Below are 22,611 nucleotides of genomic sequence, written 5' to 3' on the forward strand. Positions count from 1 at the left end.
CTTAGCGTTTTTTCTTGCGCCAGACATCAATCAACACCGCAAGCACGATGATCAATCCCTTGGCCACTTGTTGGTAATACGACGACACCCCGAGCAGGTTCAAACCGTTGTTGATCACACCGATCAGCAGCGCGCCAAACAACGTGCCGACAATGCTGCCGGTGCCACCCGACAGGCTGGTGCCGCCGATCACCACCGCCGCAATCGCATCCAGCTCATAAGACACACCCGCCTGGGGCAGGGCCGAGGTGGTGCGCGCCGCCAGCACCACACCGGCCAACCCCGCCAGCAGGCCGGAAATCACATACACCGAGAACGTGACCTTGCGCACGCCGATGCCGGAGGTGCGCGCGCTTTTTTCGTTGCCGCCCACGGCGTACACGTAGCGCCCGTAGGTGGTGTAGCGCAGCACCATCCAGAAGATCAGCGCGACCACCGCAAAGATAATGATCGGCACGCCAATGGGGCCGAGCTTGCCGATGCCCAGGGCGAGGAAGCTGTCCGGCAGGTCGGTGACCGGGCTGCCGTCGTTGAGAATAAAGGTCATGCCCCGCGCCACGCTGAGCATGCCGAGGGTGGCGACAAAGGGCGGGATGCTCAGGTTGGCCACCATGAAACCGTTGACCACGCCAAGCATGGCCCCGGCAAACATCCCCGCACTCACCGCCGCCAGCAGGCCATAGCCCTGGGTGGCGACCAACGCGCTGCACAAACCGGCAAAGGCCAGGATCGAGCCCACCGACAGGTCAATGCCCTTGGTGAGGATCACGTAGGTCATGCCCACGGCCAGAATGCCGTTGATGGAGGTCTGGCGCAGGATGTCCATCCAGTTGCGCCAGGTCATGAAGTATTCGCTGGAAAACGCCATCACCAGACACAGCAGGATAAACACCAGCGGCAGACCGAAGCGGTCGAGGGACAGGCGCAGGCGATTGCGCGGCGGGGCAGTGACGGGTGCGGCGAGGACTTTACTGTTCATGAGGCAAGACTCAACAAGGCTTCCTGGGAAAGGGCGGTATCGCTGCTGACGGTCACCAGGCGGCCGCCCTTGAACACCGCGATGCGATCACTCAGGTGCAGCAATTCCGGCGCCTCGGACGAGACCACAATGGCCGCACCGCCGGCGCGCACGAACTCGTCGAGCAGGTGATAGATCTCCTGCTTGGCGCCTTCGTCGATGCCGCGCGTCGGCTCATCGCACAGCAGGCAGATCGGCTGGGTCGACAGGCATTTGGCGAGCACCACTTTCTGCTGGTTGCCGCCGCTCATGGACTCCACCGGCAAGTCCAGGGACGAGATCTTGATCTGCAGGCGCTTGACCATGCTCTGCGCCAGGGCCTGTTCCTTGCGCGCATTGATCACCGACCAGCTCGACAATTGCTTGTAGGCCGACAGCGCGATGTTGGCGAGGATGCTGGCGCTGAGCACCAGGCCACTGTCCTTGCGGTCTTCGGTGACCAGGGACATGCCGGCGCGGATGGTCGCCGCCGGTGTGCCGACGGGCAGCGGCTGGCCTTGCAGGGTGGCACTGCCGGCGTCCGGCAGGGTCAGGCCATACAGGCAGTTGAGGAATTCGCTGCGGCCCGAGCCCATCAGCCCATAGATGCCGAGGATTTCGCCCTGGCGCAGTTGCAGGCTGATGTCCTGGAACTCGCCGTCGCGGCTCAGGCCACTGACATCCAGGCACGTGGTGGCAGCGCATTCGCGGCCGACTTTATGGTCGATGCGCTGCAGCTCCTGGCCGACGATGCCGCGCACCAGGTGGGCGCGGTCGATATCGGCCATGCGCCCGCTTTCCACAAAGGCGCCGTCGCGGAAGATGCTGTAGTCGTCGGCAATCTGCGCCAGTTCACTGAGGCGGTGCGACACATAGATGATTCCGGCGCCACGCGCGGTCAGGCGGCGGATCGCCTTGAACAGGGTTTGCGCTTCATGTTCGCCGATGGCCGAGGTGGGCTCGTCCATGATCATCACCTGGCAGTCATGGCTGAACGCCTTGGCGATCTCCACCAGCTGGATCTGCGCCACGCTCAGGCGATGCATGGGGCTGGTGGCATCCACGTCGAACTCCAGGCTTTGCAGCAGTTGGCGGGTGCGTCGGTTCAGTTCCTTGCTGTCGACGATACAACCGGCGCGGCGCGGTTCGCGGCCCAGCCATATATTTTCGGCGACGGTCATGTAGGGGATGGGTTCCAGCTCCTGGGTGATCATCGCCACCCCGGCGGCGAGCGCCGCGCTGGGGCGGTCGAACTGCACCGGCTGGCCGTTGAGCAGGATGCTGCCGGCGTCACGCTGGGTGATGCCCATCAAGATGCTGAGGAAGGTGGATTTGCCGGCGCCATTGCCGCCGCACAGTGCGTGCACGCTGCCGGCCCGCAGGGCCAGGCGCCCGTCGCGCAGGGCAGGGACCCCGGCGTAGGCCTTGGAAACTTGTTCAGCCTGGAGCAGTAATGGCGGGGCCATCGGTGTGTCCTCTTGCTGATTTTCTTATTAGGTAGGCTTAGGCAAAAGCCTGATCATATGATCGGATAGTGATCATATGTTTAAACTGGTCGAGTTGGTTTTGTCAATGGCTTGGCGCAGCATTCGCCTGAGGTTTTAGGGTTTTCGCGGGTTGCTGCCTTGAAATAAGCCTTGACAGCAGCAGGGCTGTCGTCCGCTAATGATTGTGCATAATTTCAGTGAGCGATCATTTGATCGGTCTGATGGAGAAACAGTAATGGGTGCACAAACGACGTTTTCGGTGGCCATCGGATGCGACGAGGCGGGCTTTGAGCTCAAGGAAATGCTCAAGCGCTTTATCGAAGGCCTGGGGTATGGGGTCGAGGACTTTGGCTGCCATTCGTCCAGCCCGGTGCTGTATCCGGACATCGCAGCGGCGGTGGCCACGGCGGTGGGGGCGGGTGAGCAGCGCCTGGGTGTGCTGATCTGTGGCACCGGCATCGGCATGGCGATTTCCGCCAACAAGATCAAGGGTGTGCGGGCGGCCCAGGCCCACGACACCTATTCGGCCGAGCGCGCCCGCAAGAGCAACGATGCGCAGATCCTGTCCATCGGTGCACGGGTGATCGGCCCCGAGCTGGCCAAGAGCATCGTCAAAGTGTTCCTGGAGTCGGAGTTCGAAGCGGAGCGCTCCGGGAAGAAAGTCGAGCGCATCACTGCGCTCGAACAGGCGAACAGGGCGTTGCCGTCAGACGACTGAGCCGCTTCAGAACAGCGCCTTGACCTGCAGGCCCAGCACCAGGGCGTTGTCGATGTTGTCACCGGAAAACGCCCCCGGCTCGATGATGTATTGCACATCCGGGCGCAGGGTCAGCCAGGGGGTGGCCTGGTAGCCGTAGCTGAGTTCGATCAGTTGTTCGGCGTTGTTCAGGTTGGGGTAGTCGGTCCCGGCCTTGAAGGCGGCCAGCTCCTGCACCTCGCGGCTGCGCGGGTTCGGCACGGCACGGCCATAGCCCAGCGCTACGGTGTCCCGCGGCCGGCTTTCGAACGGTTTGTACAGCACCACACCTGCGCCGTACCACTTGCTGAACGGCGAGGCCGCTTCGCTGGCGGCAGAATACTGGCCGAAGGCGTGCAGCACACGACCGCTGGATGAATCCGAAGCCCACACCGCCTGGTCGATCAGCAGGTAGTGACCGCCGCGACCGCTGACTTCCTTGTTGCTGCCGATGCGTTTCACGTCGGAGCTGTCGTAGTAATAACCCAGCTTGTATTCACCCGGCAGGCTGCCGGTGTGTTTGTAGATCAATTCGATCGGCACCACGGTGCCGGTGGTGTGCTTGGGGTCCAGGCGCCAGGCGCGGCTGGAGTTGCCGTTGCTTTGCGGGTCGACGTTGAACGCGGCCACGCGCAGTTGCCAGGCCGGCGAGAAGTCATATTTAACCCGCGCACCCAGGCGTGCATTCGGGTAGTTGGTCCAGCCGCTGCCGCCGGACATATTCAGCGGGTGCCCGCAGAACCCGGCGTTCATGAAGTTGCACAGAATCCCGCTGTCGAGGCCGCCGAGGTCATTGCCCATGGCCATGTAGCCGAGCTTGACGTTCAGCGCCGGGGTGAACAGCGTGCGTTCGTAGCTCAACTCGGTGAGGCGAGTGTAGAGGCCGCCGTAGTTTTCCTGGATCGGCAGGCGGTTGCCCACCAGGTCCTCGGAGGCACTGTTGCCGCGCCGGTCATTGATCGTGAGCTGGATGCGATCGCCATTGGTGAGGCCGTAGAGCTTGCCCAGGTCGAACTGCACGCCGAGCTTGAGGTTCTGCGAGTAGCGCGCCGAGCGGTGCTGGCCGCCATGGGCGTTGTAGGCGGTTTCGCCACTGTAGTCGCCGCTGAAGCGGATGCCCTGTGCGTCGAGTTCACGGCGCAGGCCGCCCCAGTCGCCGGTCAGGGTGGTGTCATCGGCTTGCACGGGCAGGGCGGCACCCAGGGCCAGGCCCAGCAGCAGGCGCCCAAGGGGAATATGAGAAGTGGGGGTCATGCGGGTTTTTCCAGGCACAAGGCGCGACGCCGGGGAGGCGACGCGCGAACGGGGGGTTATGGCAGGGCGTAGGCGATCACGTAGTCGCCACGGTCGGTGGACTGGCGTGCGCCACCGGCGGTGATGACGATGTACTGCTTGCCGGTTTTCGGCGACACGTAGGTCATCGGGCCGCCTTGGCTGCCGACGGGCAGGCGGGCTTTCCAGACTTCATCACCGTTGCCGCTGTTGAAGGCGCGCAGGTAGAAGTCCTGGGTGCCGGCGATGAAGATGAGGCCGCCCTGGGTCGACAGGGTGCCGCCAAGGGTCGGCAGGCCGATCTTGATCGGCAGGTGCATGCGGATGCCCAGCGGGCCGGTGTCTTCCACGGTGCCGACAGGCACTTGCCAGGCGACCTTTTGCGTCTTCATGTCGATCGCGGTCAAGGTGCCGAACGGCGGCGCCTGGCACGGAATGCCGGCCACCGACAGGAAGCGGTTTTTGTTCACCGCATACGGCGTGCCCTTGAGCGGCACAGCGCCCATGCCGGTGTTCAGCGCTTCGCCACCGGACGCGGCCTGGGCCTTGTTCTGCGACGGAATCATCTGGATCCACAGGCCTAGGCGCATGTCGTTGACGAAGATAAAACCGTGCACCGGGTCGGTGGAAATGCTGCCCCAGTTCATGCCGCCCAGGGAGCCCGGGAAGCTCAGGGATTTATCGGTGCCCGGCGCGGTGTACAGGCCGTCGTAGCGCATGCCCTTGAAGTCGATGCGGCACAGCAACTGGTCAAACGGCGTGGCGCCCCACATGTCCGATTCGGTCAGGGTCTGTGCGCCGATCTGCGGCATGCCGACCGATTTTGGCTGGGTCGCCGAGTAGGGTTCGTTGGGGATGTTGGCGGCCTTGACCGGGACTTCCTTCACCTCGGTCAGCGGCTTGCCGGTGGCACGGTCGAGCACGTAGATCTGCCCGGCCTTGGTGCCGATCACCACCGCAGGCACAGCCTTGTCGCTGCCCGGCGGGGTGAAGTCGATCAGGCTCGGCTGCATCGGCAGGTCGAAGTCCCACAGGTCATTGTGGACGGTCTGGTACACCCATTTTTCCGCGCCGGTGGAGGCGTCCAGCGCCAGTACCGACGCGCCGTATTTGTGATTCAGTTGCGTACGCTCGACACCGTAGATGTCGGTGGACGAGCTGCCCATCGGCAGGAAGACCGTGTTCATCAGCGGGTCATAGGACATCGGCGCCCAGCTGTTCGGCGTGCTGCGCACGTAGGTGCTGCCGTCGGCCGGGGCTTTTTTGTCTTGCGGGTTGCCGGGGTCGAACGCCCAGCGCATCTGGCCGGTGATCACGTCGAAGCCACGGATCACGCCGCCGGGCATGTCGGTCTGCACGTTGTCGGCCACGCGACCGCCGACCACCACGGTGGTGCCGGCGATCAGCGGTGCCGAGGACAGTTGGTAGTAGCTGTCCGGTACGTTGCCCAGGCCGGCTTTCAAATCCACCTGGCCGTGGGTGCCGAAGTCTTCGCAGAATTGGCCGGTGTCGGCGTCCACGGCGATCAGGCGTGCATCGATAGTGTTGGTCAGCAAGCGACGCTGGCACTGCGCACCGGCAGGCACGCTGGCGGCGATGATCGGCGAGCTGTTCGGTTGGGTCGGCTGGGCAATCGGCGCGGTGGCGTCGAAGTAGGCCATGCCACGGCAACGCTGCCACACCGCCGATTTGGCGTTGACCTCGTTCTTCCACAGCTCTTTGCCGGTGTCGGCGTCGAGGGCGATCAGGTTGTTGTGCGGCGTGCAGATGAACACTTTGTTGCCGATCTGCAGCGGGGTGAGCTGGTCTTCGGCACCGTTGCCGTCGCTGATGGCGACGTCGCCGGTGTGGTAGGTCCAGGCCACTTTAAGCTTGTTGATGTTGTCACGATTGATCTGGTCCAGCGCAGCGAAGCGGCTGCCACCTTCGGTGTTGCCGTAGTGCGCCCAGTCTTTCTGCTCATCGGCAGCGGCCACCGGCGTGATGCCAGGGCCGTTACCGGTGGGAGCAACGCTTGGGTGGGCAACAAACATATTGCCCGCCGCCACGGCCACGCCCACCGCCAATACCGCCGCCACGCCATAGGCGCCGCGAGCAGGCCGGTTGACCAGCAGCGGGTACACCAGCGCTACCACCGTGCCGATCACCGCGAACATGAACACGCGGGAGAACAGCGGCCAGAACACCAGGCCCACATCCGCCACCGCCCAGAGAGCCGTGCCGACCAGGAAGGCCGCGAACAGCCACGCGCCCGCCGGCTTGCGTCGGGCAATCAGCAGGCCCGACACGGCCATGGCCGCACCGCCGATCAGGAAGTACCAGGAACCTCCCAGGCTCACCAGTTTGCCGCCGCCAATGGCCAGCGCGAGGCCGAGCAGGGCGATGATCACGCCCAGGCCCAGCAGTAAGATTCTAGAGGCGCCAGCGGCGCGCGATGCTCGTTTCATGTCGACAGCACTCGAATGTGAGAGGGCAAAGACGCGATTTTAGCAAGATAAGTAACCAGTTAGTACATTGTGCGTGGTAATAGACTCTTACGGGGATGGTGATGATCGCGCACAACAAAAAGCCGCTTGCCCGGTGTCAGCGGCAAGCGGCTCTTGTCAACGATCAACGAAACGCCGGCACGACCTGCTCGATAAACAACGCCAGCGACTTCTTCTTCTCGGCATGGGACAGGCTGTTGTCGCACCAGAAGCTGAACTCATCCACGCCCAGTTCCTGGTAGTACTGGATGCGCGGGATGATTTCTGCGGCGGTGCCGATCATTGCGGTCTTGTGCAGGCTCTCCAGCTCGAACTCGGGGCGACCGGCGAACTTCTCTTCCGGGCTGGGCTCCAGGAAGCCGTTGACCGGCACGCTCTTGTTGCCGAACCAGGCATCGAAGGTGCGATAGAACCGGGAGATGGCCTTGGCCCCGACTTTCCAGCCGTCCGGATCGTCCTCGGCGTGCACGTGGGTGTGGCGCAGCACCATCAGTTGCGGGCGCGGTACGCCAGGGTTGTTGTCCAGGGCAGCCTGGAATTTGTTCTTCAGGTCGAGGACTTCTTCGTCGCCCTTCATCAGCGGCGTGACCATCACGTTGCAACCGTTGGCCACGGCGAAGTTGTGGGAGTCCGGGTCGCGGGCGGCGATCCACATCGGCGGGTTGGGCTGCTGGATCGGCTTGGGCACGCTGGTGGAGGTGGGGAATTTCCAGATGTCGCCGTCATGGGCGTAGTCGCCTTGCCACAACGCACGTACCACCGGGACCATTTCGCGCAGGGCCTGGCCGCCGCTGCTGGCAGGCATGCCGCCGGCCATGCGGTCGAATTCCACCTGGTAGGCGCCACGGGCCAGGCCGACTTCCATGCGCCCGTTGCTGATCACGTCCAGCAGCGCACATTCACCGGCCACCCGCAGCGGGTGCCAGAACGGCGCGATGATGGTGCCGGCGCCGAGGTGGATGGTGGTGGTCTTGGCTGCGAGGTAAGCCAGCAGCGGCATCGGGCTTGGCGAGATGGTGTATTCCATGGCGTGGTGTTCGCCAATCCACACGGTGCTGAAGCCACCGGCCTCGGCCATCAGGGTCAACTCGGTCAGGTCTTCGAACAACTGGCGGTGGCTGACGCTTTCGTCCCAACGTTCCATGTGTACGAACAGGGAAAACTTCATGACGCTTACCTCGGATCTATTGTGATCGGCCTGTCGACTGCAGGCCCTTAAGTGCTCTCGCCAATCTGAAGCATGCCAGTGATGACGGCTGTTCGGCGGATTGATTGTTGGTATACCATAATACGAAATATCCGCAAAACATTTCTCTCCAACGGTCACACCCTCACCTCACAAGGAAGGCGAGCCTGATGAACATAAAACAAAAATTGATCCTGGCCTTTGCAGTGATCGCCAGCCTGCCGGTGATTCTGGTGGCTGTGCTGATCATCCTCAATGTGCGCCACGCGGCGCGGGACGGCTTTGTCGACAGCAGCGGGCGCGAGATCCGCCAGGTCGACAATGCCATGCAGCTGTTTTTCGAAGGCATCAGCCAGAACGTCGGCTACCTGGCGGCGCACCCGCAATTGCAGGGCATCCATGGCGACCTCAAGCGTTACCTGGCCAGCGACGCCGCGCAACTCGCCCCTGGCGAGCGTGACCAGCAACTGTTCGCGCTGTTCGAAGGGCTGGCCAAGAGTCATTCGGCCTACACCTATTTGTCGCTGGGCACCGAAGACGGCGGCTATGTGTTCTGGCCCGGCGATCCCAAGCTTGCCAGCTACGACCCGCGCACCCGCCCGTGGTACAAGGCGGCCATGGAAGAGCCGGGCAAGACCCGGCGTACCGAGGCCTATTACTGGGCGGCCGACGACGTGGTGCTGGTCAGTACGGTGCAAAGCTTCAACGACCGCCAGGGCAAGGTCAGCGGGGTGGTCAACATCGACGTGTCGCTCAAGCAGCTCACCGATCTGGTCAAGCAGATCAAGCTGGGGGAGAGCGGTTACCTGATGTTGATGGAGGCCAACAACACAGTGTTGGTGGACCCGAATGACCCGTCCCACAACTTCAAGAAACTCGGCGAGTTGGGCGAGGGTTATCGCCAGTTGAGCGAGGCCGGCGAAGGCCTGGTGCAGGTCGAGTTGGCGGGGGAGCGCTACATGGCGCTGGTGTGGCCGTCCAAGGCGTTGGGCTGGCGCTTTGTCGGTGTAGTGCGGGAAAGCGAGGTGATGGCCGGTGCGGCGCGCCTGACCTGGCTGATTGCCGCCATTGCCGTGGTGTGTGGCGTGCTGTTTGCCATGGCGGGCGCGTGGTTTGCCGGGTTGATCGTCAAGCCGATTCGCGGCGTGGCCAGCGGCCTGGAAGGTATCGCCCAGGGCGAAGGTGACCTGACCGCACGCCTGACGGTGAGCGGCCGCGATGAAACGGCGCAACTGGCCGGCTGGTTCAACCAGTTCCTGGAAGCGATCCGTACGCTGATCCAGCGCATTGGCCAGGCCGCCGGGCAGATCCATACCCGCTCCGGCAGTGCCACTGAGGTCTCGGTGGAAATGGCCGATGTCGCCGAGCGCCAGCGTGAAGCCGTGGACATGGTGTCCACGGCCTTCCATGAAATGGTCGCCACTTCCAACGAAGTCGCGCGCTCCTGCAGCCAGGCCGCCGACTCGGCCGACAACGGCCAGCGCCAGGCCCACACCGGGCAGCAGCAGATCGATGCGGCGGTGAGCAGTGTCGGGCGCTTGAGCGAAGAGATCGGCCACTCTGCCCAGGCCATGGAGCAGTTGGAAAAAGACAGCAACGATATCCAGTCGATCCTCGGCACCATCCGATCCATCGCCGAGCAGACCAACCTGCTGGCCCTCAACGCCGCCATTGAGGCCGCCCGCGCCGGAGAGCAGGGCCGTGGCTTTGCGGTGGTGGCGGACGAAGTACGTGCCCTGGCCAAGCGCACGGCGGATTCCACCGGCGAGATCGACGGACTGCTGGGCAACCTGGCGCGGCGCACGCACCAGATGGGCAAGCAGATGCACGCGAGCCTGGAGGTGTCCCAGGAAACCGTGGTGTCGATCAATGAGGCGCGGGCCAGCTTTGGGTTGATCCGTGAATCGGTGGATGTGATCCGCGACATGAACACCCAGATCGCCACCGCCGCTGAAGAGCAGCACCAAGTGGCCGAGGATATCAATCGGCACATCAGCCAGATTCACGGGGATGCGCAGTTGGTGGCGAGCCTGGCCGACTCCACGCGCCAGGATGCACAGCAGTTGACGGCGTTGTCGCAGACGTTGAACCAGTTGGTCAGCCGCTTCCGCACCTGATTTTTGTAGGAGCTAGCAAGCTCGCTCCTACAGAGAGTGCAGTCAGGCCGGCATGGGCAGGGCGCCCATCTTGCCGTGGCAATACACCAGTGGCCCGGCGTTCTGCCGGGGCACGATCAGGTTCTTCACAGCGCCCACCATGATCGCGTGGTCGCCGCCTTCATATTCACGCCACAACTCGCACTCGATCACCGCCGTGGCATTCGCTAGGATCGGGTTGCCCAGTTCACTCAAGGTCCATTCGATGCCCTGGGCCTTGTCCTTGCCCTTGCGCGCAAAGGCGTAGGCTTCGGTCTGCTGCCCACCGGAGAGCACGTGGATGGCAAAGCGCTTGTTCTTGATCAGCACCGGGTACGAGTCGGAGCTGTAGTTGGGGCAAAACAGCACCAGGGCCGGGTCCATCGACAGCGAGCTGAAGGCACTGGCGGTCAGCCCGACGATCTGGCCCTCGTCATCCAGCGTGGTGATCACGGTGACCCCGGACGGAAACGAACCCATCACTTGTTTGTAGATGGCGGCATCGATCATGGGAAGGTCCTCAGACAGTGTGGCGGTTTTTATGGATTTATAGGTCTGATGGTATACCGTAATACGACGCGTGCAAGATCTTTTTCAGCCACCCGATGAACGCATGCCTTTGGTCATATCACCAATAAATACGGGGTTTTCAGCGAGAAACAGCCATAAGCCATGTGGCACAATTGCAGATCAGATGCGTGCCAGGACTACGGATCAGTCTTGTGAAAATGTTGGAATACCATAATATGGTGTTCATCTGAGGGGCGCCATGAAGCGCCCCCGGTTTGGCGTCAAACAACTATAAGATCAGACCAACGCGAGTTCATTTCCATGCCCCAGATGTCCCGGCAAGACCCCCTGATCGAGCATCACACGGTCGATTACGTCCCTCCCGCAGAGCGCCACGGAAAGGCCCGCGACCTGTTCACCCTATGGTTCAGCACCAACATTGCACCGCTGCCCATTGTCACCGGCGCCATGGTTGCCCAGGTGTTCCATCTCAACCTGGTGTGGGGGCTGCTGGCGATTGCCCTCGGGCATCTGCTCGGCGGCATCGTGATTGCCCTCGCATCCGCCCAGGGCCCGCGCATGGGTATCCCGCAGATGGTGCAGAGCCGGGGCCAGTTCGGCCGCTATGGCGCGCTGTTGATCGTGTTCTTTGCCGCGCTGATCTACATCGGCTTCTTCATTTCCAACATCGTGCTGGCCGGCAAGTCCATCGTCGGCATCGTGCCGTCGGTGCCGGTTCCGGCGAGCATCCTGATCGGTGCGCTCAGCGCCACCGCCATCGGCGTGATCGGCTACCGCTTTATCCATAGCCTCAACCGCATCGGCACCTGGGTGATGGGCAGCGCGCTGCTGGCCGGTTTCATCTACATCTTCGCCCATGACCTGCCGGCGGACTTCCTCACCCGTGGCGGCTTCAATGCCGCTGGCTGGTTGGCCACGGTGTCGCTCGGTGTTATCTGGCAGATCAGTTTTTCGCCCTACACCAGCGACTACTCACGCTACCTGCCGGCGGATATCGGCATTACCCGGCCGTTCATCGCGACCTACCTGGGCGCGACCCTCGGCACCATGTTGTCCTTCGCCTTCGGCCTGGTGGCGGCACTGGCCACGCCCGAAGGCACCGAAGCCATGGTCGCGGTCAAGCAGGCCACAGGCTGGCTCGGCCCGATCCTGATGGTGCTGTTCCTGCTCAACATCATCAGCCACAACGCCTTGAATCTGTATGGCGCGGTGCTATCGATCATCACCTCGATCCAGACCTTCGCCAGCCAGTGGACGCCGAGCATCAAGGTGCGCGTGGTGCTGTCCGGCGTGATTCTCGCGGGCTGCTGCGTGGTGGCGCTGGGTGCGTCGGCGGACTTCATCTCGCAGTTCATCGGCCTAATCCTCGCGCTGCTGCTGGTGCTGGTGCCGTGGGCGTCGATCAACCTGATCGACTTCTACGTGATCAAGCGCGGGGTGTACGACATTGCCTCGATCTTCCAGGCGGACGGCGGTGTTTACGGGCGCTTCAATCTGCACGCAATCGTGGCGTATTTCATCGGCATCCTCGTGCAACTGCCGTTTGCCAATACGTCGCTGTACGTGGGGCCGTGGGCCAACCTGGTGGACGGCGCAGACCTGTCGTGGCTGGTGGGGTTGGTAGTGACGTGTCCGTTGTATTACTGCTTGGCGACGCGCCAGCAGACGCAGCGGGTCAAGTTGGTGAACGTGGGTTACACCGACTAATCCTCGTGACGGCAAAAGTGCCCGGCCATGTGCCGGGTATTTTTTTGCCTGCAATGTTCGGGTGTTGCGCAGGCGAAAAAAGGCCGCCACAACCCGACGTTGTGGCGGCCCAAGGGGTGACTCAGTGCGCGCCGGCGGCCTTGTTCAGATCGCTTTCAGCCCATTCGGTATACACACACGCATCCGCCGTGGCCCAGCGCACCCGCACCGGGTCGCCGGCCTTGAGTGGCATGCCGGCGGCGGACAGTGCCTTGACTGTCATCGAGGTGCCGCCGAGGGTTTTTACGCTGCAGGTCTGGCTTTCGCCGAGGAACAATACCTCGCCGACGATGGCGGACACTTCGTTCCAACCGGCTGCCAAGGGTTCAAGGTCAGCCTGCGCCACGCTCAGCGCCAGGGCCTTTTCCGGGCGCACCATCAGCAGCACATCCTGTTCGCTGCGTAGCCCGCTGGTCAGGCGGATCGACAGCGATTGTCCTTCGAACGACGCCGCCCCATTGCCTTGGGCCTTGAGCTTGAGGAAGTTGGAGTTGCCCAGGAAAGACGCGACAAACGCATTCGGCGGGTTCTGGTACAGGTCGAAACCGCTGCCCAGGCCGACGATTTTGCCGTGGCTGAAAATCGCGATGCGCTGCGACAGGCGCATGGCTTCTTCCTGATCGTGGGTCACGTAGACGATGGTGATGCCCAGGCGCCGGTGCAGCTGGCGCAGTTCGTCTTGCAGGTCCTCACGCAGCTTTTTGTCGAGGGCGCCGAGGGGTTCGTCCATCAGCAGGATGCGCGGTTCGTACACCAGCGCTCGGGCGATGGCCACGCGTTGCTGCTGGCCGCCGGAGAGTTGCGAAGGGCGGCGGTGGGCGAACGGTTCCAGTTGCACCAGCTTGAGCATGGCGTCGACGCGCTTTTCACGCTCGGCGCTGGCCAGTTTGCGGATCGCCAGGGGGAAGGCGATGTTGTCGCGCACCGATAAATGCGGGAACAGCGAGTAGCGCTGGAACACCATGCCGATGTCACGCTTGTGCGGCGGCACGTTGACCAGGGATTGGCCGCCCACCAGGATCTCGCCGCTGCTGGGGGTTTCAAACCCGGCGAGCATCGACAGGGTGGTGCTTTTGCCCGAGCCGCTGGAGCCGAGGAAGGTGAGGAATTCGCCGTCCTGGATGTCCAGCGAGATGTTGGCCACGGCGGCGAATTCGCCGTAGTACTTGTTCAGGTTGCGCAGGCTGACCAGGGGTTGGCCAGGGTTGCGAGTGGGGTCTTTGATCACGGCACTCATGGGTTAATCCTCGGCGTTCAAGCGCGGGTTTCAGTGCGTCGACGGGCGACGGCGGCAATCACCATGACCAGCACCGACAGGCCGATCAGCAGCGTCGACGCGACGGCGATCACCGGCGTCAGGTCCTGGCGCAGGGTGGTCCACATTTTCACGGGTAGGGTTTGCAGGGTCGGGCTGGCCATCATCACGCTGAGCACCACTTCGTCCCAGGAAACCAGGAAGGCAAACAGTGCACCGGCGACCATGCCGGGGCGGATCGCCGGAAAGGTCACCTTGAACACCGCTTGCAAGCGCGACGCGCCGCAGATCACCGCGGCATCTTCAATCGACTGGTCGAACAGCTTCAGCGAGTTGATGATCGAGATGATGGTGAACGGCAAGGCGACGATCACATGGCTGACCACAAACGCGAACATCGTGCCGGTGTAGCCGAGCTTGAGAAACAGCGCGTACACCGCCACGGCGATGATCACCAGCGGCACGATCATCGGCAGGGTGAACAGGCCGTAGAGCAACTCGCGGCCGGGGAAGCGCCCGCGCACCAGGGCAAACGCGGTGGGCAGGCCCAGGGCAACGGCGAACACGGTGGTCAGCACCGCCACCTTGAGGCTGGCCATGGCGGCGTTCATCCAGTCGGCATTGGAGAAGAACTGGCCGTACCATTTCAGGGTCCAGCCCGGTGGCGGGAACACCAGCCATTGGGATGAGCCGAACGACAGCAACACGATAAACACGATCGGCAGCAACAGGAACAAGCCGATCAGCCCGGTGGTGGTATAGAGGCCCAAGCGCATCCTGCGGCTCATGGCATTGGGGGTCAGGAGCATGACGGCTTACCTCGCGTTGCTGGCGCCAACCGGGGATTCCGGCTGGAGCTTCAGGTAGAAGTAGAACAGCACCAGCGTGATGAAGATCAGCAGCGCCGCGCCGGCACTGGCCAGGCCCCAATTGAGGAACGATTGCACCTGTTGGATGATGAACTCGGGCAGCATCATGTTCTGCGCACCGCCGAGCAACGCCGGGGTGACGTAGTAACCCAGGGACATCACGAACACCATCAACCCACCGGAAAACAGCCCCGGCCGGCACAGCGGCAGGAACACCCGGAAGAAGTTGGTCCAGGGGCTCGCGCCGCAGATCGAGCCGGCCTGCAGGATCATCGGGTCGATGGCCTGCATGGTCGCCTGCAACGGCAGCACGATGAACGGAATCATGATGTAGCTCATGCCGATCACCACGCCGGTGAGGTTGTGCACCATCTCCAGCGGCTGATCGATGATGCCCATGGCCATCAACGCCTTGTTGATTACGCCGGAGGCCTGCAACAGCACCAGCCAGGAATAGGTGCGGGCGAGCAGGCTGGTCCACATCGACAGCAGTACGATACTCAGGATCCACCGGCCCCAGCCACGCGGCACCAGGGTAATGACCCAGGCCAACGGAAAGCCCAGCAGCAGGCTGAACAGCGTCACCAGGCCGGCAACGGAAAACGTATTGAGCAACACCCGCGCGTACGCCGAGTTGGCGAACAGTTGCTCATAGTTGCCCAGGCCTGGCACCGGTTCCAGCACGCCGCGCAGCAACAGGCCGATCAGCGGAGCCAGGAAGAACAGACCCAGGAACAGCAGGGCCGGGATCAGGTTGCTCGACCCCCGCCAGCGTTGCGCCAGGGACGGTGTCCCGACGTTGCGGGAAAGCGCGCCGGCAGCGCCGAGGGCGCTCCCGGTCGGTGTGGTTGCCGCCATTTTCATTTGACTAGCCATTCATTCCACCGTGTCGCAATGGCCGGGCCGTTCTTGGCCCAGTAGGCGAAATCGAGGGTGATCTGGTCCTTGGCATACGCCGTCGGCAGGTTGGGCGCAAGGACCGAATCCAGGCGCTGTACGCTGTCGATGTTCACCGGTGCATAAGCGGTCAGGTTGGAGAAGTCGGCCTGGCCCTTGGCGCTGCTGGCACTGGCCAGGAACTTCATCGCGGCGGCCTTGTTCTTGGTGCCTTTGGGCACGACCAGGATGTCGGCCATTACCAGGTTCTGTTTCCAGCTCACGCCCACCGGTGCGCCGTCTTCCTGCAAGGCGTGGATGCGGCCGTTCCAGAACTGGCCCATGCTGACTTCGCCGGAGGCCAGCAACTGTTGCGATTGCGCGCCGCCGCCCCACCAGACGATGTCTTGCTTGATGGTGTCGAGTTTCTTGAAGGCGCGGTCCAGGTCCAGCGGGTAGAGCTTGTCGGCGGGGACGCCGTCCGCCAGCAGTGCCAGTTCGAGCACGCCGGGGCTTGGCCATTTGTAAAGGGCGCGTTTGCCGGGGTAGGTCTTGGTGTCGAACAGCGCGGTCCAGTCCTGAGGCTTGCCGGCGCCGAGCTTGCCTTCGTTGTAGCCGAGTACGAAGGAGAAGAAGAACGAGCCGACGCCGTGGTCGGAGACGAAGCGCGGGTCGATCTTGTCGCGCTGGATCACCGAGAAATCCAGGGGTTCGAGCAGCCCTTCGGCGGCGGCGCGCAAGGCAAAGTCGGCCTCCACATCCACCACGTCCCACTGCACGTTGCCGCTCTCGACCATGGCCTTGAGTTTGCCGTAGTCAGTGGGGCCATCCTGGACCACGGTGATACCGCTGGCTTTGCTGAACGGGTCGGCCCAGGCCCGCTTCTGTGCGTCCTGGGTGCTGCCACCCCAACTGACGAAGTTGACGCTTTCGGCCGCCATGGCGGCATGACTGGCGGTGGCCAGCAAACCCGCGAACAGGACTGCGCTGATACGTGTGTTCAACACCATTTTTACGCCCTCATTGTTGTGTTTATGAGCGGGGCTTTTGAGTGCCCGCCTATCGGGAGCAGTCGGTGTGGATGGCCTTTGCAGGGTCATCCAACCTGTGGAATATCATATTATGGTATTCCAAACTTTGCGCAAGCATTTTGCCATACCGGCCATCTGGCCAAGGTCATTCAACGAACGGAATACTCTCCACCACTTCCAGGTCGTAGCCGGTCAAGCCCGCGTATTTCAGCGGTGGGCCGAGGTGGCGCAGCAGGCCCACGCCGAGGTCCTGGAGAATTTGTGCACCGGTGCCTACTTCCGAGTAAATCCGCGACTGCGAGCGATTGAATTGGCGCGGTGCCTGGGTCAGTTGCGGCACGCGCTCCAGCAGCGCCTGGGACGACTCATGATTGGCCAGCACCACCACCACGCCGCTGCCTTCAGCCGCGACGCGTTGCAAGGCGGCCCACAAGGTCCAGTTGGACGGGCCGCTGTAGTCGGCGCCGACCAGGTCGCGCAGCGGGTCGATCACATGCACGCGCACCAGTGCCGGCGTGTCGCGGCGCAGCTGGCCCATGACCATCGCCATGTGCACACCGCCGTCGATGCGGTCTTCGAAGGTAATCAGGCGGAACGTGCCGTGCACCGTGGGCAGGTCGCGTTCGCCGATACGCACCACGGTGCGTTCGGTGCTGAGGCGGTAGTGGATCAGGTCGGCGATGGTGCCGATCTTGATGCCGTGCTTGCGCGCAAACACCTCCAGGTCCGGGCGGCGCGCCATGGTGCCGTCATCGTTCATCACCTCGACGATCACCGAGGCCGGTGCATGCCCGGCCAAGCGCGCCAGGTCGCAACCGGCTTCGGTGTGGCCGGCGCGGGTCAGCACGCCGCCGTCCTTGGCGCGCAACGGGAAAATATGCCCCGGTTGCACGATATCGGCAGGGCCGGCGTCGAGTGCCACGGCGGCCGCCACCGTGCGCGCACGGTCGGCGGCAGAGATCCCGGTGGTCACGCCGGTGGCCGCTTCGATGGACACGGTAAACGCAGTGCTGAACACGCTGCCATTGCTCGGCACCATCTGTTCCAGGCCCAGGCGCTGGCAATGTTCATCGGTCAGGGTCAGGCAGATCAGGCCACGGGCTTCGCGGGCCATGAAACTGATAGTCTCGGCGGTGCAGCACGCCGCAGGCAACAATAGGTCGCCTTCGTTTTCCCGATCTTCGTCGTCCACCAGGAGCACCATCTTGCCCTGGCGATAGTCTTCGATGATGTCTGCGATGCTGTTGAAGGACATGGAGGATGCTCGGCTTGTTGGTTGTATGTATTATGGTATACCACAAAAATTCAACAAGAGGATGTGCGATGAAGGCCTACTGGATTGCCCACGTGGATGTGGCGGATGCCGAGCAATACACGCAATACACCAGCCGTGCGCCGGCGGCGTTTGCGAAGTTTGGCGGGCGGTTTCTGGCCAGGGGCGGGCGCAGTGTCGCGCTGGAAGGCGGACCGGCACGGCAGCGCAATGTGGTGATTGAGTTTGATAGCTACGAGCAGGCGGTGGCGTGTTATGAGTCTGCCGAATATCAGGAGGCGAAGGCGCACCGTGAAGGGGCAGGGGTGGCGCAGATCATCATCGTTGAAGGGCTGGCACCCTAGATGATCAGGCCAGACGTTGGGTTAAATGTGGGAGGGGGCTTGCCCCCGATAACAGTGTGTCAGCCACTGGATAAGGTGACTGAACCACCACCATCGCGGGCAAGCCCCCGCCCACATTGGAACCCTGTTTGGTCGAGAGGTCAGCGGATGAAGTGGATCTTGCCGCTGTCGTCATTGCCGATATAGATGCCATACACCCCGGCCTGCCGCTCCTCGATATAGCGTTCTAGGATCTGCCGGATCGCCGGATAGTAAATGCTGTCCCAGGGAATCTCCTCAGGCGCAAAGAACTTATAATCCAGCGTCTCCGGCCCGAACTGCCCGGTAATCTCCAGCGCAATCGCGCGGAAGATGATGTACACCTCGCTGATCCTGGGCACGCTGAAGATCGAGTAGGGCGAGACGATTTCCGCGCGCACGCCGCTTTCTTCCCAGACTTCCCGCAGCGCGGCCTGTTCGGTGGTCTCGCCACTTTCCATGAAGCCGGCCGGCAGGGTCCAGGTGCCCGGGCGAGGCGGGATTGCCCGTTGGCACAACAGATACTTGCCGTCCTGCTCGATGATGCAGCCGGCGATGATCTTGGGGTTGATGTAGTGGATATAGCCGCAGCCCCGGCACATCAGGCGCTCATGGGTATCGCCCGGTGGCAACTGGTGACCGAGGTCACTGCTGCCGCAGGTCGGGCAAAAGCGCGGGCTGGGCATGGTCAGTGGCCTATGCGCGGTTCTTTGAGGGCGATGGGCAGGGTGATCTCGGGCAGCTTGCCGGTCTCTTCCTGTTTGCGCTTGAGGTAGTCCAGGGCCACGGCAGCGGCGGCGCGCACGTGATCGACGCAGGCCTGGTGCGCGGCAAGCGGGTCGCCACTCTTGATCGCCTGGACCATGCGTTCCATTTCCTGGTTACTGCTGGCGCGGCGGTTTTCCTGGGACACCGAGGTGGCGCGCAGGTAGCTGATACGGGCCTGCAACTGGCGCAACTGGGTCGCTGCGACATGGTTGCCGGAGCCTTCCAGCAGCACATCGTAGAACCCTTGCACCGAATCGATGACCTGTTGCAGTTCGCCGTCCTTGAGGGCCTTGCGGTTCTCCTCCAGGGCTTTTTCCAGGGCCTTGATGTCCTTGGCCTTGGCGCGCAGGGTGAACAGCTGCACGATCAGGCCTTCGAGCACGCAACGCAGTTCATAGATGTCGACCGCATCGGCCAGGGTGATGATCGCCACCTGCGGGCCCTTGGCATCGGCGAATTCCACCAGGCCTTCGGATTCCAGGTGACGCAAGGCTTCGCGCACCGAGGTGCGGCTGACGCCGAGGCGGTCGCACAGGTCGCGCTCCACCAGGCGGTCGCCCGGCAACAACTGGAAGTTCATGATGGCGCTGCGCAGTTTCTCCAGCACGATTTCCCGCAGGGTGACCGGGTTGTGATTGACCTTGAAGCTGTCGTCGAGTGGCAGGCGTTTCATGGGGGCTGCTCTGTATGTAACGGTTAACAGGGGGCCGATCAGGGGCCGAAATTGTCGGCGAGTTTATCACGCGGTGTCCTTTAAGCGACAAACCCTCACGGCCCCCAGCCTGCCTCAGGCCAAGGCCGGCAATGGCCCCAGCTTGCCCTTGTGGTAGATCATCGGCGTGACCGGTTGTGCGGGCAGGATCAGGTTCTTCACCGCACCGACGATGATCGCATGGTCACCACCGTCGTATTCGCGCCACAGCTCGCACTCGATGATCGCCGTGGCCTTGGCCAGCAGCGGGTTGCCCAGGTCGCTGAGGTGCCACTCGATGCCCTTGGCCTTTTCCTTGCCCTTGCCGGCAAAGGCGTAGGCTTCGGCGGTCTGGTCGGCGGACAGCAGGTGGATCGCAAAACGCTTGCTGTCGCGCAGGATCGGGTAAGTGTCCGAGGCATAGTTGGGGCAGAACAGCACCAGCGCCGGGTCAATCGACAGCGCACTGAACGCGCTGGCGGTGATGCCGACGATGCCGCCGTCCGGGTCGAGGGTGGTGACCACCGTGACGCCGGACGGGAAGGAGCTCATGACGTCTTTGTAAATGCCGGGTTCGATCATGGTCGGGGTCTCTTAGCGCATCACAAAAGGATCAGGCATGGGCGCCTGGGACAGGTTGATCCACACGGTTTTCAGCTCGGTGTAGGCCAGTACCGAATCTATGCCGCTCTCGCGTCCGTAGCCGCTGTTCTTGAAGCCGCCGATCGGCGCCATCGCGGACACGGCACGGTAGGTGTTGACCCAGATGATCCCCGAGCGCACGTCCCGGGCCAGGCGATGGGCGCGGCCGAGGTCGCGGGTCCAGATGCCGGCGGCGAGGCCGAACTGCGAGTCGTTGGCAATGGCCAGCGCTTCGGCTTCATCCTTGAAGCGGATCACCGAGGCGACCGGGCCGAACACTTCTTCCTGCATGATCTTCATCGAATTGCGGTCGCATTCGAACAGCGTCGGCTCGTAGAACCAGCCATCGCCCAGGCCCTGTGGGCGCTTGCCGCCGGTGCGCAGGCGCGCGCCTTCGGCAATTGCGTCCGCCACCAGGCCTTCGACCACGGCCAGTTGCTGCGCGGTGGCCATGGGCCCCATTTCGCTGGCGTCATCCTGCGGGTTGCCGATGCGGATGCGCTGGGCACGTGCCACCAGGCGCTCGACGAATTCGTCGTAGATGTCGTCCTGCACCAACAGGCGTGAACCCGATACGCAACTCTGCCCGGACGCGGCATAAATGCCGGCAATCGCGCCGTTGATGGCGCTGTCCAGGTCCGCATCGGCAAAGATGATGTTCGGCGACTTGCCGCCCAGTTCCAGGGACAGCTTGGCGAAGTTCTCCGCGCTGCTGCGCACCACATGGCGCGCCGTGGCCGCGCCGCCGGTGAAGGCGATCTTGCGCACCAGCGGGTGGCGGGTGAGGGCGGCGCCGGTGCTCGGGCCGTAGCCGGTGACCACGTTGACCACACCCGCCGGGATGCCGGCTTCGAGGGCCAGGCGTGCCAGTTCGAGGATGGTCGCCGAAGCGTGTTCCGACGGTTTGATCACGATGGTATTGCCCGCCGCCAGTGCCGGCGCGAGTTTGATCGCAGTCAGGTACAGCGGGCTGTTCCACGGAATGATCGCGGCGACCACGCCCATGGCTTCGTGCACGGTGTAGGCGAACAGGTCCGGCTTGTCCAGCGGCAGGGTGCCGCCTTCGAGCTTGTCGGCCAGGCCTGCGGTGTAGTGGAAAAACTCGGGCAGGTAGCTGACCTGGCCACGGGTTTCGCGGATCAACTTGCCGTTGTCGCGGCTTTCCAGCTGGGCCAGTTGTTCCTTGTTCTCGGCGATCAGATCGCCCAGGCGGCGCAGCAGTTTGCCCCGTGCGGTGGCGGTGAGGCCGCGCCAGGCCGGGCTGTCGAAGGCGGTTTGCGCGGCCTGTACGGCGCGCTCCACATCCGCTTCGTCGGCGTCAGGCAGTTGCGCCCAGGGTTCGGCCAGGGCCGGGTTGAGGCTGTCGAAAGTCTTGCCGGACAGGGCATCGACCCATTCACCGCCGATGCACATCTGGAAGCGTGCGAGTGTCATGCAACGATCCCCTTTATTGGATTGTTTTGGGCGTACACGGTCTCTAGAAAACCCAGCAGCAACTGGTTGACCAGGCGCGGCGATTCTACCGGCATCATATGCCGTTGTTCGGCCAGCACCGCAACGGTGGCGCCGGGGATGCGATCGGCCAGTTGGCGCGCCATCTCCGGCGTCGAACCGGGGTCGAGTTCGCCGGTGGCAACCAGGGTGGGGGCGCGCAGCGTCTTGAGGTCGTCGGCGCGGTACATGTCCTGGGTGGCAAACAGCTCATACGTGGTGAGGTAACCCTGGGGATCATTGCCCGCCAGGGTTTCGCGCAAGGCCGCGATCTGCGCCGGGTTGGCCGCCTGGTACTCGCGGCTGAACCAGCGTGACAGCGCCGCCTCGGCGTTGGCGTCCGGCCCGTGTTCGGCGGCCTGGGCGGTGCGCGCGATCACGCCGGCGCGCTGTTCCGGGCTGCGGTTGAACACACTGTTGAGCACCACCAGGCCCTTGAGGCGTTCGGGGTAGTGCAGGGCAAACGCCCGTGCGACCAGACCGCCCATGGAAAAACCGATTACCGTGGCCTGGGGCACTTGCAGATGGTCGAGCAGTTCCAGCAGCTGGTCGGCATACCCCAGCAACGGCGTGCCGGAGGCCGGGCGCGGGCTGGCGCCGTGGCCGAGCATGTCGTAGGTGATCACGCGGTAGTGCGTGGCCAGGCCAACGACTTGCCCGCCCCACATTTCTTTATTCAGGCCCACGCCGTGGATCAAAACCACAGGCTGGCCTTGGCCGGTCGCCAGATAACTGGTGCCAGCCGGGGTGCGTTCAGCGGTGAGCCGAATCATGGAG

Annotated in this window: 20 protein-coding genes; 4 read left to right on the forward strand and 16 right to left on the reverse strand. The window is 63.2% G+C overall.

The genetic code is table 11. The features are described from left to right. Position 1 precedes the first annotated feature (1 nt). Together M2497_RS12225 and M2497_RS12230 are read right to left on the reverse strand one after the other, a co-directional pair. Entirely contained in the window at positions 2-979 is a 978-nt protein-coding gene (locus tag M2497_RS12225; RefSeq protein WP_248487728.1) for an ABC transporter permease, read from the reverse strand. Then, positions 976-2,463: a sugar ABC transporter ATP-binding protein gene (locus M2497_RS12230; protein WP_248487729.1), complete on the reverse strand. Its 1,488-nt coding sequence runs from the start codon at positions 2,461-2,463 to the stop codon at positions 976-978. Before M2497_RS12230 ends, M2497_RS12225 begins: the two co-directional genes overlap by 4 nt. Before the next feature lie 256 nt (positions 2,464-2,719). Between M2497_RS12230 and rpiB the strand changes: the two genes are divergently transcribed. Beyond that, the gene (gene rpiB, locus M2497_RS12235; protein WP_248487730.1) at positions 2,720-3,202 is read left to right on the forward strand and encodes a ribose 5-phosphate isomerase B; all 483 of its coding nucleotides are present in this window, start codon (positions 2,720-2,722) and stop codon (positions 3,200-3,202) included. Positions 3,203-3,208: 6 nt separating this feature from the next. Here rpiB and M2497_RS12240 read toward each other — a convergent pair whose 3' ends face one another. From M2497_RS12240 to M2497_RS12250, 3 genes are all read right to left on the reverse strand, one after another. Then, positions 3,209-4,474, reverse strand: coding sequence for a carbohydrate porin (locus M2497_RS12240; RefSeq protein ID WP_248487731.1), 1,266 nt, complete (start codon positions 4,472-4,474; stop codon positions 3,209-3,211). Positions 4,475-4,530: 56 nt separating this feature from the next. Next, complete coding sequence (locus tag M2497_RS12245; protein WP_248487732.1) at positions 4,531-6,939, reverse strand: glucose/quinate/shikimate family membrane-bound PQQ-dependent dehydrogenase; 2,409 nt, start codon at positions 6,937-6,939, stop codon at positions 4,531-4,533. Positions 6,940-7,102: 163 nt separating this feature from the next. Then, on the reverse strand, positions 7,103-8,146 hold the full coding sequence (locus M2497_RS12250; RefSeq protein WP_248487733.1) for an LLM class flavin-dependent oxidoreductase: 1,044 nt from the start codon (positions 8,144-8,146) through the stop codon (positions 7,103-7,105). Between the two features lie 188 nt (positions 8,147-8,334). On the opposite strand from M2497_RS12250, the gene M2497_RS12255 reads away from it, so the two are divergent. Then, positions 8,335-10,281 (forward strand): methyl-accepting chemotaxis protein, encoded by a 1,947-nt coding sequence (locus tag M2497_RS12255; RefSeq protein WP_248487734.1) that lies wholly within the window; start codon positions 8,335-8,337, stop codon positions 10,279-10,281. 42 nt (positions 10,282-10,323) lie between these two features. Here the strand turns inward: M2497_RS12255 and M2497_RS12260 are convergent, their stop codons facing one another. Next, positions 10,324-10,809: a flavin reductase family protein gene (locus M2497_RS12260; protein ID WP_071494906.1), complete on the reverse strand. Its 486-nt coding sequence runs from the start codon at positions 10,807-10,809 to the stop codon at positions 10,324-10,326. Between the two features lie 321 nt (positions 10,810-11,130). Here M2497_RS12260 and M2497_RS12265 point away from each other — a divergent pair, with 321 nt between their 5' ends. Beyond that, entirely contained in the window at positions 11,131-12,537 is a 1,407-nt protein-coding gene (locus M2497_RS12265; protein WP_248487735.1) for a cytosine permease, read from the forward strand. A 121-nt stretch (positions 12,538-12,658) separates the two neighbouring features. On the opposite strand, the gene M2497_RS12270 is transcribed toward M2497_RS12265, so the two are convergent. The 5 genes from M2497_RS12270 to ribBA all read right to left on the reverse strand — a co-directional run bounded on the left by M2497_RS12270 (position 12,659) and on the right by ribBA (position 17,862). Then, entirely contained in the window at positions 12,659-13,813 is a 1,155-nt protein-coding gene (locus M2497_RS12270) for an ABC transporter ATP-binding protein (RefSeq protein ID WP_248487736.1), read from the reverse strand. A gap of 17 nt (positions 13,814-13,830) precedes the next feature. Continuing rightward, on the reverse strand, positions 13,831-14,640 hold the full coding sequence (locus M2497_RS12275; RefSeq protein WP_071494901.1) for an ABC transporter permease: 810 nt from the start codon (positions 14,638-14,640) through the stop codon (positions 13,831-13,833). Between the two features lie 6 nt (positions 14,641-14,646). Beyond that, positions 14,647-15,564, reverse strand: coding sequence for an ABC transporter permease (locus M2497_RS12280; RefSeq protein ID WP_248488193.1), 918 nt, complete (start codon positions 15,562-15,564; stop codon positions 14,647-14,649). Continuing rightward, positions 15,561-16,586: an ABC transporter substrate-binding protein gene (locus tag M2497_RS12285; protein ID WP_248487737.1), complete on the reverse strand. Its 1,026-nt coding sequence runs from the start codon at positions 16,584-16,586 to the stop codon at positions 15,561-15,563. Before M2497_RS12285 ends, M2497_RS12280 begins: the two co-directional genes overlap by 4 nt. A gap of 166 nt (positions 16,587-16,752) precedes the next feature. Then, positions 16,753-17,862 (reverse strand): bifunctional 3,4-dihydroxy-2-butanone-4-phosphate synthase/GTP cyclohydrolase II, encoded by a 1,110-nt coding sequence (ribBA, locus tag M2497_RS12290; protein WP_248487738.1) that lies wholly within the window; start codon positions 17,860-17,862, stop codon positions 16,753-16,755. Between the two features lie 68 nt (positions 17,863-17,930). On the opposite strand from ribBA, the gene M2497_RS12295 reads away from it, so the two are divergent. Further along, complete coding sequence (locus M2497_RS12295; RefSeq protein WP_248487739.1) at positions 17,931-18,224, forward strand: DUF1330 domain-containing protein; 294 nt, start codon at positions 17,931-17,933, stop codon at positions 18,222-18,224. A 140-nt stretch (positions 18,225-18,364) separates the two neighbouring features. On the opposite strand, the gene M2497_RS12300 is transcribed toward M2497_RS12295, so the two are convergent. The 5 genes from M2497_RS12300 to M2497_RS12320 form a co-directional block, all read right to left on the reverse strand. Then, the gene (locus M2497_RS12300) at positions 18,365-18,928 is read right to left on the reverse strand and encodes an NUDIX hydrolase (protein WP_248487740.1); all 564 of its coding nucleotides are present in this window, start codon (positions 18,926-18,928) and stop codon (positions 18,365-18,367) included. Between the two features lie 2 nt (positions 18,929-18,930). Further along, positions 18,931-19,683 (reverse strand): GntR family transcriptional regulator, encoded by a 753-nt coding sequence (locus M2497_RS12305; protein ID WP_071494895.1) that lies wholly within the window; start codon positions 19,681-19,683, stop codon positions 18,931-18,933. Positions 19,684-19,797: 114 nt separating this feature from the next. Next, entirely contained in the window at positions 19,798-20,283 is a 486-nt protein-coding gene (locus tag M2497_RS12310) for a flavin reductase family protein (protein WP_058427007.1), read from the reverse strand. Between the two features lie 12 nt (positions 20,284-20,295). Beyond that, a complete protein-coding gene (locus M2497_RS12315) occupies positions 20,296-21,777 on the reverse strand; it encodes an aldehyde dehydrogenase (protein WP_248487741.1) in 1,482 nt (493 codons plus the stop codon). After that, positions 21,774-22,607, reverse strand: coding sequence for an alpha/beta fold hydrolase (locus M2497_RS12320; protein WP_248487742.1), 834 nt, complete (start codon positions 22,605-22,607; stop codon positions 21,774-21,776). Before M2497_RS12320 ends, M2497_RS12315 begins: the two co-directional genes overlap by 4 nt. Positions 22,608-22,611 lie beyond the last annotated feature (4 nt).

Origin of the sequence: Pseudomonas sp. CYM-20-01 (assembly GCF_023169845.1) — a bacterium.
GTDB lineage: Bacteria > Pseudomonadota > Gammaproteobacteria > Pseudomonadales > Pseudomonadaceae > Aquipseudomonas > Aquipseudomonas azotoformans.

Coding starts and splice junctions, on each gene's coding strand:
- M2497_RS12275 (WP_071494901.1), bottom strand. CDS start 14,640: ATGCTCCTGACCCCCAATGCCATGAGCCGCAGGATGCGCTTGGGCCTC.
- M2497_RS12300 (WP_248487740.1), bottom strand. CDS start 18,928: ATGCCCAGCCCGCGCTTTTGCCCGACCTGCGGCAGCAGTGACCTCGGT.
- M2497_RS12245 (WP_248487732.1), bottom strand. CDS start 6,939: ATGAAACGAGCATCGCGCGCCGCTGGCGCCTCTAGAATCTTACTGCTG.
- M2497_RS12280 (WP_248488193.1), bottom strand. CDS start 15,564: ATGAAAATGGCGGCAACCACACCGACCGGGAGCGCCCTCGGCGCTGCC.
- M2497_RS12270 (WP_248487736.1), bottom strand. CDS start 13,813: ATGAGTGCCGTGATCAAAGACCCCACTCGCAACCCTGGCCAACCCCTG.
- M2497_RS12260 (WP_071494906.1), bottom strand. CDS start 10,809: ATGATCGATGCCGCCATCTACAAACAAGTGATGGGTTCGTTTCCGTCC.
- M2497_RS12250 (WP_248487733.1), bottom strand. CDS start 8,146: ATGAAGTTTTCCCTGTTCGTACACATGGAACGTTGGGACGAAAGCGTC.
- M2497_RS12265 (WP_248487735.1), top strand. CDS start 11,131: ATGCCCCAGATGTCCCGGCAAGACCCCCTGATCGAGCATCACACGGTC.
- M2497_RS12310 (WP_058427007.1), bottom strand. CDS start 20,283: ATGATCGAACCCGGCATTTACAAAGACGTCATGAGCTCCTTCCCGTCC.
- M2497_RS12320 (WP_248487742.1), bottom strand. CDS start 22,607: ATGATTCGGCTCACCGCTGAACGCACCCCGGCTGGCACCAGTTATCTG.
- M2497_RS12305 (WP_071494895.1), bottom strand. CDS start 19,683: ATGAAACGCCTGCCACTCGACGACAGCTTCAAGGTCAATCACAACCCG.
- M2497_RS12225 (WP_248487728.1), bottom strand. CDS start 979: ATGAACAGTAAAGTCCTCGCCGCACCCGTCACTGCCCCGCCGCGCAAT.
- M2497_RS12295 (WP_248487739.1), top strand. CDS start 17,931: ATGAAGGCCTACTGGATTGCCCACGTGGATGTGGCGGATGCCGAGCAA.
- M2497_RS12230 (WP_248487729.1), bottom strand. CDS start 2,463: ATGGCCCCGCCATTACTGCTCCAGGCTGAACAAGTTTCCAAGGCCTAC.
- M2497_RS12315 (WP_248487741.1), bottom strand. CDS start 21,777: ATGACACTCGCACGCTTCCAGATGTGCATCGGCGGTGAATGGGTCGAT.
- ribBA (WP_248487738.1), bottom strand. CDS start 17,862: ATGTCCTTCAACAGCATCGCAGACATCATCGAAGACTATCGCCAGGGC.
- M2497_RS12240 (WP_248487731.1), bottom strand. CDS start 4,474: ATGACCCCCACTTCTCATATTCCCCTTGGGCGCCTGCTGCTGGGCCTG.
- M2497_RS12255 (WP_248487734.1), top strand. CDS start 8,335: ATGAACATAAAACAAAAATTGATCCTGGCCTTTGCAGTGATCGCCAGC.
- M2497_RS12285 (WP_248487737.1), bottom strand. CDS start 16,586: ATGGTGTTGAACACACGTATCAGCGCAGTCCTGTTCGCGGGTTTGCTG.
- rpiB (WP_248487730.1), top strand. CDS start 2,720: ATGGGTGCACAAACGACGTTTTCGGTGGCCATCGGATGCGACGAGGCG.